The organism is Methylobacterium sp. M6A4_1b (assembly GCF_053345175.1).
The window spans coordinates 1-16301 of record NZ_JBKEZQ010000021.1 but is presented as its reverse complement, the minus strand read 5'-3'; the positions used below and the strand labels follow the sequence as shown (position 1 = coordinate 16301).

Below are 16301 nucleotides of genomic sequence, written 5' to 3'. Positions count from 1 at the left end.
AATCGACGATCTCCGCGGTCATGGATCGCGGGGACGTGTTCCTGTTGAAGAGAGAATTCGACGCCGCATGACGGGCGAAGCCGCAGATGTGACCGACGCCGCCACCGATCCCGATCCGAGCACGCTGCTCGATGCGGGGCTGGGGCGGGGTCGCGCCAATGCTCTGCGCACATGCCTCGTCACCCGGGTGACTCAGGCGCCGGCGGGGCTGATCCGCTTCGTTCTCGGGCCTGACGGCACCGTGGTGCCGGACCTGCGGGCACGCTTGCCCGGCCGCGGTGCCTGGCTCACGCCGACCCGCGCCGTGGTCAACGAAGCGGTGAAGCGGCGCGTCTTCCAGCGAGCCTTCAAGACCAAGGATGCGGTCGCGACCGACCTCGCCGACAGGATCGCGGAGGGCCTTCGGGCCGACCTGCGCCAGTCGCTGTCGCTGGCCAACAAGGCCGGCTGCGTCGTGGCGGGCTTCGCCAAGGTCGAGTCCGCCATCGGGGACAAAACGGGCGTGGCGGCGGTGATCCAGGCTTCCGACGGCAGTGCGGACGGACGGCGCAAGATCGTCGCGGCATTGCACCGGCGGCATGGCAGTGCCATATCGTGCGTACCCGTCATCGATGACCTGTCCAACGAAGAATTGGACATGGCCTTGGGTCGGGATCATGTGATACATGCGGCTCTCGTCGCAGGAGTCGGAGCTTCCGGCTGCCTTGCGCGTTGGCGTCGGCTCCGCTCCTTCGAGGGTTTGGCGACGACGGCTGAGGATGCCGGCTCCGCCCGCAATGGGCAGGCCGTTTCCGATCTGCACGACGATTGAAGTGACGGATCTACCCGGCGCACAGCAGTTTGCCGGTTCACGGGACGATGGAAACCCTCAGGGTTTGGACTGAATGAGCGATACGAACAATCCGGGCGACAAGACGCAGGCGAGACCCCCTTCGAAGCCGCTGTCCTTGAAGCGTCCGATCGAGCAGGGAACGGTGCGTCAGAGCTTCTCCCATGGCCGCACCAAGCAGGTCGTGGTCGAGACGGTGAAGCGCCGTGTCATCGGCGCGGCTCCGGCCGCTCCGGCGCGTGAGACGACGCCGGTTGCCCCTGCGACGCGGGTGGCCCCGCCCCCGCCGCCGGCCGCGCCGCGTCAGGCCCAACGGTCGGCCAATGGTGTCGTGCTGCGCACCCTGAGCGAGCAGGAGAGCAACGCCCGCGCGGCCGCCCTCGCCGACGCCAAGCGCCGTGAGGCCGAGGCGCAGCAGCGTGCCGAGGCGGAAGCCGCCGCCGAGCGGGAGCGCTTGGCCGCCGTTCAGCGCGAGCGCGAGGCCGCCGAGGCGAAGAAGCGGGAGGAAGAGGCCCGCCGCCGCAAGGAGGAAGAAGAGCGCCGCATCGCCGAGGAGGCGCGACGCGCCGCCGAGGCCGCTGCGCAGGATGCTGCGAAGGCCGAGACCGCACCGGCTGCTGCTCCGACCGTGTCGAAGACCGCCCCGATGCCGGCGGCTCCGACCATCGTGCGCTCGGCGCCTCCCACCGCTGCAGAGCCCGCCGCGGAGCGTCCGGCTCCGGCCGCCGCACCAGCCCGGCCCGCCGTTCCCGCGGCACCGGCCCGTCCGGCTGCGCGTCCGCCGCTGACGGCACGGCCCGCCACGGCCGAGCCGCGCAAGACCATCACGGCGGACGTGCGCAAGCCGCGCGACCTGAACTTCATGGCCCGCCCCGCCCCGGCACCGGAGCCCGAGCCCACCGCACCGACCGCAGCGACCGCCGCGCGCCCGGCCGGAGGCGCCGCGCCGGCCCGCACCGCCGGGCGGCCGCAGGCTGCCGAGGAGGAGAGCGAGCAGAAGCGCGTCATCCGCCGTCCTGGCATGCCGCTCAAGATCATCACGCCGCCCAAGACCCCGAAGCAGCCGGGCGGCGACCGCAACCGTGGGCGTCTCACGATCGCCACCGCCACCTCGGGCGAGGACGAGCGCACCCGCTCCGTCGCCTCGTTCCGCCGCCGCCAGCAGCGTATGAGCGGCAACCGGCAGGTGGAGCAGAAGGAGAAGCTCTCCCGCGAGGTCACGATCCCGGAGACGATCACGATCCAGGAGCTCGCCAACCGCATGTCGGAGCGGGCGGTGGACGTGATCCGTCTGCTGATGAAGCAGGGCCAGATCCACAAGATCACCGACGTGATCGATTCGGATTCGGCGCAGATCATCGCCGAGGAACTCGGCCACACCGTGCGCCGCGTGGCGGAGTCGGACGTGGAAGAGGGTCTGTTCTCGGACGAGCCGGAGCTGGAGGAGGATCTCGATCCGCGTCCCCCGGTGGTCACCATCATGGGCCACGTCGATCACGGCAAGACCTCGCTCCTCGACGCCATCCGCAAGACCACCGTGGTCTCGGGCGAGGCCGGCGGCATCACGCAGCATATCGGTGCCTATCAGGTCGCGTCGCCTTCCGGCGAGATGGTCACCTTCATCGACACCCCCGGCCACGCGGCCTTCACCTCCATGCGCGCCCGTGGCGCCAAGGTGACGGATATCGTCGTACTCGTGGTGGCGGCCGATGACGGCGTCATGCCCCAGACGGTGGAGGCGATCTCGCACGCCAAGGCGGCGGGCGTGCCGCTCATCCTGGCGATCAACAAGATCGACAAGCCCGAGGCGAACCCGCAGCGGGTCCGCACCGAGCTGCTCCAGCACGACATCCAGGTGGAGTCGATGGGCGGTGAGACTCTCGAATTCGAGGTGTCCGCCAAGACCGGCGACGGTCTCGCGGACCTTCTCGAGGGCCTGCAGCTACAGTCCGAGATCATGAACCTGCGCGCCAACGAGCAGCGCGACGGCGAGGGCACGGTCATCGAGGCCAAGCTCGATCGCGGTCGCGGCCCGGTGGCCACGGTCCTGGTGCAGCGTGGCACCCTGTTCACCGGCGACATCGTGGTGGCCGGCGCCGAGTGGGGCCGCGTCCGCGCCCTCATCGACGACAAGGGCGAGAACGTCCCCTATGCGGGGCCTTCGGTTCCCGTGGAGGTGCTCGGATTCAACGGCACGCCGGACGCGGGCGACCGCGTCGTGGTCGTTCCGAACGAGGCCCGTGCCCGTGAGGTCACGGAGTATCGTGCCCGTCAGAAGCGCGAGCGCATCGCCGCCCGCACCGGCGGCGCGAATCGTTCGCTGGTCGACATGATGCGCGACCTCAAGGAAGGCGCCGGCCGCAAGGAACTGGCGATCATCGTCAAGGGCGACGTGCAGGGTTCGGTGGAAGCCATCACCGGCGCCCTGGAGAAGCTCGGCAACGATGAGGTGTCGGCGCGTATCCTGCTCGCGGGCGTCGGCGGCATCACGGAATCGGATGTCACCCTGGCCGAGGCCTCCAAGGCCGTGGTCATCGGCTTCAACGTGCGAGCCCACAAGGAAGCGCGCGAATCGGCCGAGAACAAGGGCGTCGAGATCCGCTACTACAACATCATCTACGACCTCGTGGATGACATCAAAGCGACCCTGTCGGGCATGCTGCCGCCGACGCTGCGCGAGGAGCGTCTCGGCGAAGCCCAGATCCTGCAGATCTTCGACGTCTCGAAGGTCGGCAAGATCGCCGGCTGCCGCATCACGGACGGTGTGGTCCAGCGCGGTGCGCATGTCCGCCTGATTCGCGAGAGCGTGGTCATCCACGAGGGCAAGCTGTCTCAGCTGAAGCGCCTGAAGGACGACGCGAAGGAAGTCACCGCCGGCTACGAGTGCGGTATGTCCTTCGAGAACTTCCAGGACATGCGGGCCGGCGACACCATCGAGTGCTACCGGGTCGAGGAGATCCGCCGGACGCTCTGAGCGGGTGATTCGGTTCGGAATACCAGCGGGGTCGCGACGAGGTCGCGGCCCCGCTCCCGTTTCGGTGCCGTGCTGACACAGCGACGATCGCCGATCCCACAGGGAGTCCGGAGGATGACGCAGGCGCTCCCCTCGCGCAGACGGGCGCTCACCCTCGGCGTCGGCGCAGCACTGGCGACCGCGCTGCCGTGCCGCGGCGACACGCGCGAGCGCCCGCCGGCCATCGGGACGAAATTCGATTCGGACGGTCGGGTCCGGCCCTGGCCCGGCAACACGATCATCGGCTTCACGCGAACGGAGCCCGATCTCCGGCACGCCCTGGCCCACCTTCGGGACGCGGCGCGGGCCGAGCCGGTGATGCGGGCGTTCGCCCTTCTGCCGGAACCGAACCTCCACATGACGCTGCTCGCCGGCCTCGACGCGGATCACCGTCGTCCACCATACTGGCCGGCCTCGCTGGACGCCGACCTGCCGCTCGCGCAGGCGAACGCCTGGTGTCGCGACCGCCTGACCGGATTCCACACGGGCGGGGGCCGGTTCCGCATGCGCCCGGCGCCCCCCGCGACGGGCGCCCCCGTGACGGATTTCAGCCTGCCCCTGTCACCGGCGGATGCGGGAGAGGCCGAGCGCCTTCGGGATCTGCGCGTGCGGTTGTGCGACCGCCTGGACATCCAGCCCCCCAATCGCGACGCCTATCGCTTCCACATCACCCTCGGTTACCTGCTCCACTGGCTCACGCCCGACGAAACCGCCGCGGTCGGCCGGCTGTCCCGCGCCTGGCTGGCGCGATTCGCGGACGCGCTGCCGGAATTCCTCATCGGACCGCCCGTCCTCTGCCGCTTCGAGGACATGGCGTCCTTCACTCCCATGCTGACCTTGACGGACTGAGCCGCCCTGCGGTCTCGACGGCCGAGCGATGCCCGGATCAGCCAGACCGGGAGGGATCCAACGGGTTCGGCAGGATCCGGTCGGGATTCCGCTCGACCCGGCCCGCCGGGGCGAGCGCGCGCATCCCGACGCGGAAACCTGCGCCACAGGCCTATGTCCCGGAGGGCGATCTGCGCTAAGAGGGTCGCCTTCGACGTCCGCTTCGTTCCCGCCGGCCCGGCGTCTCGCGTGCGGCGGACCCTCGATGTTCCAACTCAGCGACGTCTCGTCCGCGGCTCCGGCGCGCGGGTGTCGAACCGCTTCGCCGACAAGACGATCAGAATTCTTCATGGCCCAGAAACAGACCTCCACCGGACCTTCGCAGCGCCAGCAGCGCGTCGCCGAGCTGATCCGCCACGCCATCGCCGAGGTTCTCCAGCGCGGAGACATCCAGGACGCGGTGCTGAGCGCGCACGTCATCACGGTGCCCGAGGTGCGGATGTCGCCGGACCTGAAGCTCGCCACCGCCTACATCATGCCGCTCGGCGGCCTCGACGAGGCGCCGGTCCTCGCGGCGCTGGCGCGCAACAAGAAGGCGCTGCGCCAGGAGGTCGCCCGACGGGTGAACCTGAAATACGCGCCCGATCTGCGCTTCCTGCGCGACGAGACCTTCGACGAGGCCGACCGGATCGACGCCCTGCTGCGGACTGATAAGGTGCGCCGTGATCTCGAATCACCGGCCGCGGAGAAAGAGGACGGCGCGTCGGACCCCGACGCGTCCTGACGCCCACCGCTTGGTGAGCGGCGCAGCATCTCCGGCCCGAGGCGGCGGAGACATCGAACAGCGTATCCCGAAGGGGACGGAGGACGGCGCCGAGCGTGCCGCCCGGCCCCTATGATCATCGACCGAGGACCCCCATGATCAACGAACCGACCGTCGAGCGCACCGAGGGCTCAGCGCCGCCGAACCCGGCGGACCGGCCCATGGCCGCCGAGGGCCGTCGTCCGCCGCGGGGCGCGCCGCGCCCGGACCGGCCGAAGCGCCGCGACGTCAACGGCTGGGTGATCCTCGACAAGGGCGTCGGCATGACCTCGACCCACGCGGTCGCGGTGGTGAAGCGCGCCTTCAACGCCAAGAAGGCCGGCCATGCCGGCACCCTCGACCCGCTGGCCTCCGGCATCCTGCCGATCGCGCTCGGCGAGGCGACCAAGACGGTTCCCTTCGTGATGGACGGGCGCAAGGCCTACGTCTTCACGGTGACCTGGGGCATCGAGACGGACACCGACGACGCCGAGGGCCGGCCGGTGGCCACCAGCGAGGCGCGCCCGACCCGGGAGGCCGTGGAGGCGGCGCTGCCGACCTTCATCGGCGCCATCGAGCAGGTGCCGCCCCGCTACTCGGCGATCAAGATCGCGGGCGAGCGCGCCTACGATCTCGCCCGCGACGGCGAGGAGGTCGTGCTGGTGGCGCGCCCGGTGCAGATCGACCATCTCGCGGTGGTCGAGCACAGCCCCGAGCGCACCGTGATCGAGGCCGCCTGCGGCAAGGGCACCTATGTCCGCGCCATCGCCCGCGACCTCGGCCGCCTGCTCGGCTGCTACGGCCACGTCTCGGCCCTGCGCCGCACCCGCGTCGGTCCCTTCACGGAGGCCGATTCCTGCCGGGTCGCCGCCCTCGAGGAAGCCGGGCCGGACGGTAATGCCGGCCATCTCCACCCCGTGGAGACCGCCCTCGATGCGGTCCCCGCGGTGCCGGTGTCGCGGGACATGGCCCTGCGCCTGATGCGCGGCCAGCCGGTGATCCTGCGCGGGCGCGACGCGCCGGTGGAGGGCAAGGCCTTCGCCACCTGCGGCGGCATCCTGGTGGCGGTGGGCGACGTCGAGCGCGGCGAACTGGTGCCGCACCGGGTCTTCCATCTGGGCGGGACGGCCAACCGCCCGGCCTGATTTCCCAAATGTCTTAGGTTATAAATCGTCGGTCCCGGGATTTGCGGCCTTCGAACCTCGATACGGCCAAGCAACCGAAGCGGATGATCTCGGATCCGCTTCGGTTGTTGTTCCGTTTGGATCCAGCATCTTCTGAGGTCTCATCTTAAGCGTTTCGTAAATTTTCGACGCCACAGGTCGTGGCATGCTTCAGCCCACGACTCGTTCGAGCTGCAACATCTTCCGACGCTTCCGCGATGACCGAAACGGTGTCGTCGCGCTGATCTTCGCCCTCGCTTCGATCCCGCTGCTGATGTTGGCCGGCACCGTGATCGACTTCGGCGTGAAGTCGATGAACCGTCAGGCGGCGCAGGACGTCACCGACGCCACGGTCCTCTCCCTCGCCAAGCTGCCGACGACATCGACCGACGCGGAGCTGGCGAGCAAGGCCGATGCGCAGGTGCGGGCCGCCCTGAAGAAGACCCCCATCGACGACCTCCTGGTCCGAGCGCGGCGCAACGGGGACGACATCACCGTCACGGCCACCGGCACATCGCCGACGAGCCTGACCCGGATGGTCGGGCTCACCGGCATGCCCATCTCGGTGAGCAGCACCGGGCGCCGCGCCTCGGGCAATCTGGAGATCGCCCTCGTCCTCGACAACACGGGCTCGATGGAAGGCGCGAAGCTCACGAACCTCAAGGCGGCGGCCAAGGACCTCGTCTCGACCCTGTTCAAGGAGGTGGATCCGGCAAAGCCGAACTCCCTGCGGATCGGCATCGTCCCGTTCTCGATGACCGTGAATGTCGGCCCGGGCAACGCGGGCGCCGCCTGGATCGACAAGGACGCCCGGTCCTCGGTCCATTCGCAGATCTTCGTCTCGGCGGCCAACCGGCTGACCCTGTTCCAGCAGATGGGCGTCGCCTGGGGCGGCTGCGTCGAGGGCCGGCCGATGCCCTACGACGTGCAGGAGACGCCGCCGAGCGCGAGCACGCCCGACACGCTCTTCGTGCCCTACTTCGCCCCGGACGAGGCCGACACGGAATCGTCCCGGACGCCGATGTGGAACAACTACACGGCGGACGGCGTGAGCTTGGGCACCCTGCGCAACCGTCAGGGCCAGGTGTCCAAGTACCGGACCTACGGGATCCAACGGACGGGCCGGATCGACAAGGACAGCGACAACTATCTCTACGGTCCGAATTCCGGCTGCGAGCTGCAGCCGATCACCCGCCTGACGACGTCCCAGTCCAGCCTCAACAGCGCGATCGACGCCATGACGGTGCGGGGCGACACCAACATCCCGATCGGGCTGGTCTGGGGCTGGCACATCCTCTCGCCCGGCGGTCCCTTCGCGGAAGGGGCGGCCTACACCGACCGGACCACCCGCAAGTTCGTGGTGCTGATGACCGATGGGCAGAACCAGTCGGCGACTCGTTCCTACAGCTCGAACACCTCGTACTACTCGGGCATCGGCTACATCTGGCAGAACAGGATCGGCACGACCTCGGACGATTCCACCGCGCGGCGCAACGCGATCGACGGCCGGCTCACGACGCTCTGCACCAACATGAAGAACGCCGGCGTCGCGATCTTCACCGTCCGCGTCGAGGTCTCGGAGGGCACCAGCGACATCCTGAAGAACTGCGCCTCGGGCAGCGACAAGTTCTACGACGTCCAGAACGCCTCCGACCTGACCGACGCCTTCAAGGCCATCGCCGCCCAGATCAGCGAATTGCGGATCGCGCGATGAGGCCGGGCGCGGAACGCCGCTTCGCGACGCCGCGCCGGCTCGGGACGCTGCGGCGGCTCGGGATGCTGCGGCGGCTCGGGCGGGACACGCGCGGGGTCGCGGCGGTGGAGTTCGGCCTCGTGGCGGTGCCCTTCATGCTGCTCCTCGGCGCGATCATCGAGGCCGCCCTGCTGATCCTGGCCCAGCAGCTCCTCGACGATGCCCTCGACCGGGGCGGCCGCGCGGTCTTCACCGGCGTGTACCAGGACGGGGCCGGCACGAAGCCGCCCGCCGCCCGGCTGGTGGCGGAGATGTGCAACGGCCCGGTGCTGTTCGACTGCACGAAGCTCAAGGTCGAGATGACCACCGCCGCGACCTTCAGCGCGAATTCCGCCGCCGCGCCCTACGACCCGAAGACCGGCGCGGCCTCGCCGACCTTCGGCACGCGCTTCGCCTGCCCGCAGGGCAGCGACATCGTCACCATCCGCGCCGCGGTGGTGATCCCCCGCTTCTTCGGCTTCACGGGGGTCGCGGCGGCGCCGATCTCGGCGAGCGAGCAGATGATCACCGCGACCACGGTGTTCCGGGCGGAGCCCTATCCGGCGGGGACATGCTGAGGCTGCGCCGGACCCTGCGCGCCTTCGCGCGCGACCGCCGCGGCGTCAGCGCCGTGGAATTCGCCCTGGTGGCGCCGATCATGATCGTCATCTTCATGGGTACGATCGAGCTGCCGCGGGCCTACGCGACGAAGCAGCGCCTCGTCCGCGCGACCCGCGCCATGGCCGACCTGATCTCGCGGGGCAGCCTGACCAGCGTCGACGACATCTACGCGGCGGGGCGGGCGGTGATGTACCCGACGGATGCGAGCGGGTCCGGCATCGTCCTCACGGCGGCGGGCGTCTACCAGCTCTCCAACAAGGCCTATCAGGCGCGCGTCTGCTCCAGCACCGCCGACAAGGCGACCAAGCGCGCGGTCAATTCGATCCTCGGCGACCCGCCCCCCTCGGAGGCCGCGGTCAACGCGCGCTACATGATGGCGGAGATGACCGTGCGCTACGTGCCGGTCTTCAACCTGTTCCCGGCCCTGACCAACCTGACCCTGTCCCAGACCACGACCTGGCCGGTCCGCTCGGTGACCGGCGCAGCGGTGGTCCTGCCCGGCGGCGCGGCCTGCCCGTGAGGCGCGGGCGAGCCTAGTCGCGGATCGGCAGCCCGGTCTCGATCACCCGCGCCCAGAGGGAGGCCCCGTAGGGCGCGGCGGCGTCGTTGAAGTCGTAGTCCGGGTGGTGCAGGCCGGCGCTGTCGCCGTTGCCGAGGAAGATGTAGGCGCCGGGGCGGTGGGCGAGCATGTAGGAGAAATCCTCGGCCGCCATCAGGGGCGCCACGGCCCGGTCGATGCCGGCCTCGCCGACGAGTTCCGCCGCCACGTCGGCGATGAAGTCCGTCTCCGCCGGATGATTCTCGGTGACCGGGTAGCCGCTGTTGAAGTCGATGGTGCCCGTGGCGCCGAAGCCCTGCGGGACATGGGTGACGATCGCGGAGATCCGGTCCTGGATCAGGCTCCGCACCGGCTTCGAGAGCGCCCGCATGGTGCCCCGCAGGACCACGCATTGCGGCAGCACGTTGAAGGCCTCCCCCGCCTCCAGGGCGCAGACCGAGACCACCGCGCTCTCCAGGGGATCGACGTTGCGCGACACCACCGATTGCAGCGCCGTGATCACGTGGCTCGCCACCAGCACGCTGTCGACGGCGTTGTGCGGCTGGGCGGCGTGCCCGCCCCGGCCCGCGATGGTGATGGTGAAGCGGTCGGTGGAGGCCATGATCGGGCCCGGCCGGATGGCGAAGGTCCCGAGGGCCTGGCCCGGGATGTTGTGCATGCCGTAGACGGTCTCGACGCCGAAGCGCTCCATCAGCCCGTCCCGGACCATGGCCTCGCCGCCGCCGCCGCCCTCCTCCGCCGGCTGGAAGATCAGCACCGCGGTGCCGTCGAAGTCGCGGGTCTCGGCGAGGTACTTCGCGGCGCCCAGCAGCATCGCCGTGTGCCCGTCATGCCCGCAGGCATGCATCTTCCCCGGCACCGTCGAGCGATAGGGCAGGTCGCGCGCCTCTTGGATCGGCAGGGCGTCCATGTCGGCGCGCAGGCCGATGGCCCGGTTCGACCCGTGGGCGCGCCCCCGGATCACCCCGACGACGCCGGTGCGGCCGATGCCGGTGGCGACCGTGTCGCAGCCGAAGGCCCGCAGCTTGTCGGCGACGAAGCCGGCGGTGCGGTGGACGTCGTATTGCAGTTCCGGGTGCGCGTGGAGATCGTGGCGCCAGGCGGCGATCTCGTCCGCGAAGGCGGCGATCCGGTCGAGGACGGGCATGGACAGCGACTTTCGAGAGGCGACGGCTCTCAAGGGGACGCGCCGGGGTTGCGACGCCGCTCGCGCAGCAAACAAGAGGCCAGGGATGCGGTCAACGCTCGCCGCGCCGCGAAGGCGACGCTTCGGGATCGCGCTCCCCATGCCGCGGTGTCGCGGCGGGCATGTCCTGGCGACCGGATGGCGCGCCGGGCGCGCTCTGTTGGCCGGATGGCGCGCCGGGCGCGCTCTGTTGGCCGGATGGCGCGCCGGGCGCGCTCTGGGGACCGGCGGCGAGGTCGTCGAGGATCGGGCAGTCGGGCCGGGCATCGCCGCCGCAATGGGCGGCGAGATCCTCCAGGGTGCGCGCCATGCCTTCCAGCGCGTCGATCCGGCGGCGCAGGTCCGCCACGTGGCCGAGGGCGAGGCGCCGCACCTGGGCGCTCGCCCGCCCGCGGTCGTGCCAGAGGGCGAGCAGCGTTCGGATGTCCTCCATCGTGAAGCCGAGGTCGCGGGCGCGGCGCACGAAGCGCAGGGCATGCAGGTCGGCCGCGGCGTAGAGCCGATAGCCGCCCGCGGTCCGCTCGGCCGGCGCCAGCAGGCCGGTCTCCTCGTAGTAGCGGATCATCTTGGCCGAGACGCCGGTGGCGCGGGCGGCCTCGCCGATGGTGACGGCGGCGCCCGCGCTCATGTCGCTGCCGGCCCCGCGCCGCCGGCCCGGCGCAGGCGCAGGGCGTTGGCGAGGACGAAGACGCTCGACAGCGCCATGGCGCCGGCCGCGAGCACGGGCGAGAGCAGCGGCCCGCCCAAGGCATGGAGCAGACCCGCCGCCACCGGGATCAGCGCCACGTTGTAGGCGAAGGCCCAGAACAGGTTCTGGCGGATGTTGCGCATCACCGCCCGCGAGAGCCGGATGGCGGTGACGATGCCCGAGAGCGCCCCCGACATCAGCACCACGTCGGCCGAGTCCACCGCGATGTCGGTTCCGGTGCCGATGGCGAGGCCGACATCCGCCTCGGCGAGGGCGGGGGCGTCGTTGATGCCGTCGCCGACGAAGGCCACCGGGCCGTGGCGGGCGCGCAGGGCCTGCACGGCCGCGACCTTGCCGCCGGGCAGGATCTCGGCGGACACGGTCGCGATGCCCAGGCTCCGCGCCACCGCCTCGGCCGCCGCGCGGCCGTCGCCGGTGACCATGGCCACCACGAGGCCGCGGGCCTGCAGGGCCGCCACGGCCTCGGCCGCCCCGGGCTTGACCGGATCCGCCACCGCGGCCAGGGCGGCGAGGCGCCCGTCGACGGCGATGCAGAGCGGCGTGCGGCCCTCCGCGCCGAGGCGGGCCGCCTCGGCGTCGAGCGCGCCGACGGGGATTCCGAGGCGGTCGAGGAAGCGGCGCGCTCCGACGACGACGCTGCGGCCGTCGACGGTGCCGGCGATGCCGTAGCCGGGCTCGGCTTCGAAGCCCGTCACGGCCCCGGGCGCCAGGCCCCTGTCCGCGGCCGCCGCCACGAGGCTGCGGGCGACGGGGTGCTCGGAGCGCGATTCGAGGCTCGCGGCGAGGCGCAGGGCCTCGTCCGCCGCGAAGCCCGGCGCGGCGACGAGGTCGGTCAGGGTCGGGCGGCCCAGGGTCAGCGTGCCCGTCTTGTCGAGGGCGACGACGCGCACCGCGCGCAGGCGCTGGAGCGCGCCGCCGTTGCGGAACAGCACGCCGAGCTCGGCCGCGCGGCCGGTGCCGACCATGATCGAGGTCGGGGTGGCGAGGCCCATGGCGCAGGGACAGGCGATGATCAGCACCGCGATGGCGTTGACCAGGGCGAGGCCGAGGGACGGGCTCGGGCCGAAGGCGAGCCAGCCCGCGAAGGTCGCCGCCGCCGCCGCGATGACGGCGGGGACGAACCAGCCCGTCACCCGGTCGACCAGGGCCTGGATCGGCAGCTTGGCGCCCTGGGCCGCCTCGACCATGCGGACGATCCGGGCCAGCACCGTGTCGGCCCCGACGGAATCCACCCGCAGGTCGAAGCTGCCATGGGTGTTCAGGGTGCCGCCCACCACCGCGGCGCCGGCCGCCTTGGCCACCGGGACCGGCTCGCCGGTGACCATGCTCTCGTCGACCCAACTCGACCCGGAGACCAGGATTCCGTCGGCGGCGATGCGCTCGCCCGGGCGCACCCGGACCACGTCTCCGATCTTCAGGCCGGCCTGCGCCACCTCCGTCTCGGCGCCGTCGCGGATCACCCGCGCGGTGGCGGGGGCGAGACCGATCAGGCGCGCGATGGCCGCGCCGGTGCGTCCCCTGGCGCGGGCCTCCAGGGTGCGGCCGAGGAGGATCAGCGTGACGATGAGAACCGCCGCCTCGAAATAGAGATGCGCCGTGCCGGGCGGGAGCCGATCCGGCGCCAGGACGGAAACGAGGGAGTAGAGGTAGGCGGCCCCCGACCCGAGGGCCACGAGGGCGTTCATGTCCGGATGGAGGCGGACCAGGGCGGGCAGGCCCCGGCGGAAGAAGCGGGCTCCGGGTCCGGCGAGCACCAGGGTGGCGAGCCCGGCCTGGAGCCATCCGGCCCCGGCCCCGAGCGCATCGTGGACCGCATGCGCGAAGGCCGGCACGAGGTGGCCGCCCATGTCGAGGACGACGACCGGCGCCGACAGGACGGCCGCCGCGACGAGATCGCGCCGCAGGGCCCGCCCCTCCCGCGTCTGGCGGGTCGCGCCGGCCGCGACCGGCGCTTCGGTCGGGACCCGCACCGCGTAACCGGCCTTCGCGACGGCCGCTTCCAGGTCCGCGCGTGCGACCAGCCCCTCGGGATGACGCAGCTCGGCCCGGCCGGTGGCGAGGTTGACCGTGGCCGTCGTCACGTCCGGGACGGCCGCGAAGGCGCGCTCGACCCGGCCGACGCAGGAGGCGCAGGACAATCCGTCGATCTCGAGGGTGGTGACCGCCTCCGGCACGGCGTAGCCCGCCCGCGCCACGGCCTCGACCGCCGCTCCGCCCGGTCCGGGAAGGCGCAGCTCGGCCCGCCCGGTGGCGAGGTTGACCGAGACCTCCGTAGCGCCGGGCAGCGCCCGGAGTGCGCGCTCGACCCGCCCGACGCAGGAGGCGCAGGTCAGACCCGCCACCGGAAAGCCGAGGCGGCGGCCGGGTGCGGGGATCGTGGTCTCGAGGGTCGGGCGCTTGTCCATGTCCCCCATGTGGGGCTTCCCATGGTGGGAAGGTCAAGGGGCCGAGCGATGCCGCTCGGCCCGGTTCGGCGGTTCGGCACGGGCGGCGTCCCCGGGGCCGGGGGAACGCTCGAGGACCCGGCGGATGCCCGTCGGCGGATCGCGAAGCCTACCGCCGCCGGCCCCAGATGCCGGCGCGCTCGGAGCGGGCCTGCTCCTCGGCGGCCAGGAGGTCGGCCGGCGCGTCCTCGGCGGCGCGGGCGCCGCCGGCGGTGAGGATCAGGGAGGCGAGGTCGTCGCCGTCGATCTGGCAGCGGAGTTGCTCGGCGGCGGTATCGGCCCCGGCCGGCGGCGCACAGGTCACCTCGCGGCGGCGCAGGTAGCGGGCGAGCTGCCGGGCCAGCGCCCCGCCCTCCCCCTCCACCCCGAGGAGGCGGATCGTGCGGCCCCGGAAGGCCAGGGTGCCGGTATCGACCACCTCCGGAACGCCGCGCAGGCCGGGGGCCGCGGCGTTGGTGGCGACCTCGCGGGCGGGCGCCGGCTCGGCCCGGGCCGCGGACGGGCGCTTGCGGCCCTTGGCCAGCTGCACCGTCGCCCGCTGGACGAAGTCGTGGAAGATGCTCGCCGGAATGTCGCCGCCGCCGACCCGGTTCATGGACGCGTTGTCGTCGTTGCCGACCCAGATTCCGACGATGAGGTCCGGCGTCATGCCGATGAACCAGGCATCGCGATAATCCTGGGTGGTCCCGGTCTTGCCGCCCACCGGCAGGCCGGCGACCCGCGCGCCCTTGCCGGTGCCGCCATCCACCACGGCCTGGAGGGAATCGAGCATCATCGCGCGGCTCTCGGTGGGAATCGCGGTGCCGCCCTTCGTCTCGGCGCGCAGATAGAGCGGCTGCGGCTGGGCGCCCCGGATGGCGTGGACGCTGTGCGTGTCCACCGGCGCGGCGCCGGCCAGCACCCCCGCATAGGCGCGGGTCATCTCCAGGAGCGTCACCTCGGCCGAGCCCAGGGCCAGGCTCGGCACGTTGGGCAGATCCGAGGTCACGCCCATCCGACGGGCGGTGGCGATCACGGCCGGGATGCCGACCTCGTCGGCGAGTTGCGCCGCGACGGTGTTGACCGATTGCGCGAAGGCGCTGCGCAGGGGCATCGCGCCCTTGAAGCGGCCCGTGGAATTCTGCGGCTCCCAGTCGCCGATCTGGATCGGCCGGTCGACCAGCACCGAGTCGGGGTTGAAGCCGTTCTCGTAGGCGGTGAGATAAACGAACAGCTTGAACAGGGAGCCGGCCTGACGCTTGGCCTGGGTGGCGCGGTTGAACTGGCTGTCCTCGTAGTCGCGCCCGCCCACCATGGCGAGGATCGCGCCCTCCTTGTTGAGCACCACCATGGCGCCCTGCCCCGCCTTCTTCTTCGCGCCCTCGGCATCGAGGCGGCGGGCGACGACACCCTCGGCGAGGCTCTGCAGGTCGAGGTTGAGGGTGGTGCGCACGGTGACGTCGCCCGGCGCGTCGGCGAGCTTCTTCGACTCCGCCGAGACCATGTCGAGGAAGTAGTTGGTGCCCGGCGGGGTCTCGGGGGGCGTGCGCAGCGTGATGGTCTGGGCGCGGGCCTTGTCGGCCTCGGCCGCCGTGATGGCGCCGGTCTCCACCATGGTCTGCAGCACCACGTCGGCGCGCTCCTTGGCGCCGCCGAAGTTGCGGGTCGGGGCGAGTTGCGAGGGCGCGCGCACCAGGCCGGCCAGCATCGCGGCCTCGGGCAGGGTCAGGGCCTTCGCGCCCTTGCCGAAATAGCGCCGGGCGGCGGCGTCGACGCCGTAGGCGCCGGCCCCGAAATAGGCGGTGTTCAGGTAGCCGAGCAGGATCTCGTCCTTCGACATCGTTGCCTCGACGCGCAGGGCCAGGAACGCTTCCTGGATCTTGCGGCGCAGCGACTTCTCCTGGTTCAGGGAGACGAGCCGGGCATATTGCTGGGTGATCGTGGAGCCGCCCTCGCGCACGCCCCCGCCGACGGCGTTGCGGTAGACGGCGCGCAGGAGGCCGCGCGGGTCGATGCCCCAATGCGCGCGGAAGCGCCGGTCCTCGATGGCGATGATGGCCTGCCCGAGATGGGGCGGCATCTCCGCCGCCGTCAGCTTCTGGCCCTGGAACGCCCCGCGGGTCGCGAAGACCCGGCCGTCATCGGCCTCGACGGTCAGCGCGCGCTGGCCCGCCTCCGGCGCCACGCCGCCCAGCGGCGGCAGGGTGGCGAAGCTGTAGAGGACGAGCCCGGCCAGGAGCAGCGCCGGCAGGACGACGGCCGCCAGGGCGGCGGCCAGCCAGGGATGGCGGCGCAGGCGCGCCGGCAGGCCGGCGGCGCGCGGCGCCGGTCCCGCTTCGATCCCGGCGGCGGGCATCGGTCCCTCCGCCGACATGGCGGGCGCAGGCGCGTCGGTCGGCGCGCTGGGTCGCATGCGGGCGGCCAAGCCCTGCCAGG

11 protein-coding genes and 1 pseudogene are annotated in these 16301 nt (G+C 71.9%); 8 read left to right on the top strand and 4 right to left on the bottom strand.

All coding sequences use genetic code 11. From position 1 onward, the window contains the following. Positions 1-67: 67 nt before the first annotated feature. The 8 genes from ACLBWX_RS17695 (at position 68) to ACLBWX_RS17660 (ending at position 9508) form a co-directional block, all read left to right on the top strand. Complete coding sequence (locus tag ACLBWX_RS17695; RefSeq protein WP_447678313.1) at positions 68-811, top strand: RNA-binding protein; 744 nt, start codon at positions 68-70, stop codon at positions 809-811. Between the two features lie 73 nt (positions 812-884). Next, the gene (gene infB, locus ACLBWX_RS17690) at positions 885-3803 is read left to right on the top strand and encodes a translation initiation factor IF-2 (RefSeq protein WP_447678312.1); all 2919 of its coding nucleotides are present in this window, start codon (positions 885-887) and stop codon (positions 3801-3803) included. Positions 3804-3917: 114 nt separating this feature from the next. Then, entirely contained in the window at positions 3918-4691 is a 774-nt protein-coding gene (locus ACLBWX_RS17685; protein WP_447678311.1) for a DUF1868 domain-containing protein, read from the top strand. A gap of 328 nt (positions 4692-5019) precedes the next feature. Continuing rightward, positions 5020-5454, top strand: a complete 435-nt coding sequence (gene rbfA, locus ACLBWX_RS17680; RefSeq protein WP_447678310.1) for a 30S ribosome-binding factor RbfA — start codon at positions 5020-5022, stop codon at positions 5452-5454. A 134-nt stretch (positions 5455-5588) separates the two neighbouring features. After that, on the top strand, positions 5589-6617 hold the full coding sequence (gene truB, locus ACLBWX_RS17675; RefSeq protein WP_447678309.1) for a tRNA pseudouridine(55) synthase TruB: 1029 nt from the start codon (positions 5589-5591) through the stop codon (positions 6615-6617). A gap of 184 nt (positions 6618-6801) precedes the next feature. Further along, entirely contained in the window at positions 6802-8349 is a 1548-nt protein-coding gene (locus ACLBWX_RS17670; protein WP_447678308.1) for a pilus assembly protein TadG-related protein, read from the top strand. Beyond that, the gene (locus tag ACLBWX_RS17665; RefSeq protein WP_447678307.1) at positions 8346-8945 is read left to right on the top strand and encodes a TadE/TadG family type IV pilus assembly protein; all 600 of its coding nucleotides are present in this window, start codon (positions 8346-8348) and stop codon (positions 8943-8945) included. The genes ACLBWX_RS17670 and ACLBWX_RS17665 overlap by 4 nt, the downstream gene beginning before the upstream one ends. After that, on the top strand, positions 8939-9508 hold the full coding sequence (locus tag ACLBWX_RS17660) for a TadE/TadG family type IV pilus assembly protein (RefSeq protein WP_447678306.1): 570 nt from the start codon (positions 8939-8941) through the stop codon (positions 9506-9508). The genes ACLBWX_RS17665 and ACLBWX_RS17660 overlap by 7 nt, the downstream gene beginning before the upstream one ends. 13 nt (positions 9509-9521) lie before the next feature. Here ACLBWX_RS17660 and ACLBWX_RS17655 read toward each other — a convergent pair whose 3' ends face one another. From ACLBWX_RS17655 to ACLBWX_RS17640, 4 genes and pseudogenes are all read right to left on the bottom strand, one after another. Beyond that, positions 9522-10694 carry a M20 aminoacylase family protein gene (locus tag ACLBWX_RS17655; RefSeq protein ID WP_447678305.1) on the bottom strand — a complete coding sequence of 391 codons (1173 nt, stop codon included), beginning with the start codon at positions 10692-10694 and terminating at the stop codon, positions 9522-9524. A gap of 202 nt (positions 10695-10896) precedes the next feature. Next, positions 10897-11361: pseudogene (gene cueR / locus ACLBWX_RS17650) on the bottom strand (Cu(I)-responsive transcriptional regulator); the annotation flags it as partial. After that, on the bottom strand, positions 11358-13847 hold the full coding sequence (locus tag ACLBWX_RS17645) for a heavy metal translocating P-type ATPase (protein ID WP_447678367.1): 2490 nt from the start codon (positions 13845-13847) through the stop codon (positions 11358-11360). The pseudogene cueR and the gene ACLBWX_RS17645, both read right to left, overlap by 4 nt. Positions 13848-13995: 148 nt before the next feature. Then, complete coding sequence (locus ACLBWX_RS17640) at positions 13996-16290, bottom strand: PBP1A family penicillin-binding protein (protein WP_447678366.1); 2295 nt, start codon at positions 16288-16290, stop codon at positions 13996-13998. Positions 16291-16301 lie beyond the last annotated feature (11 nt).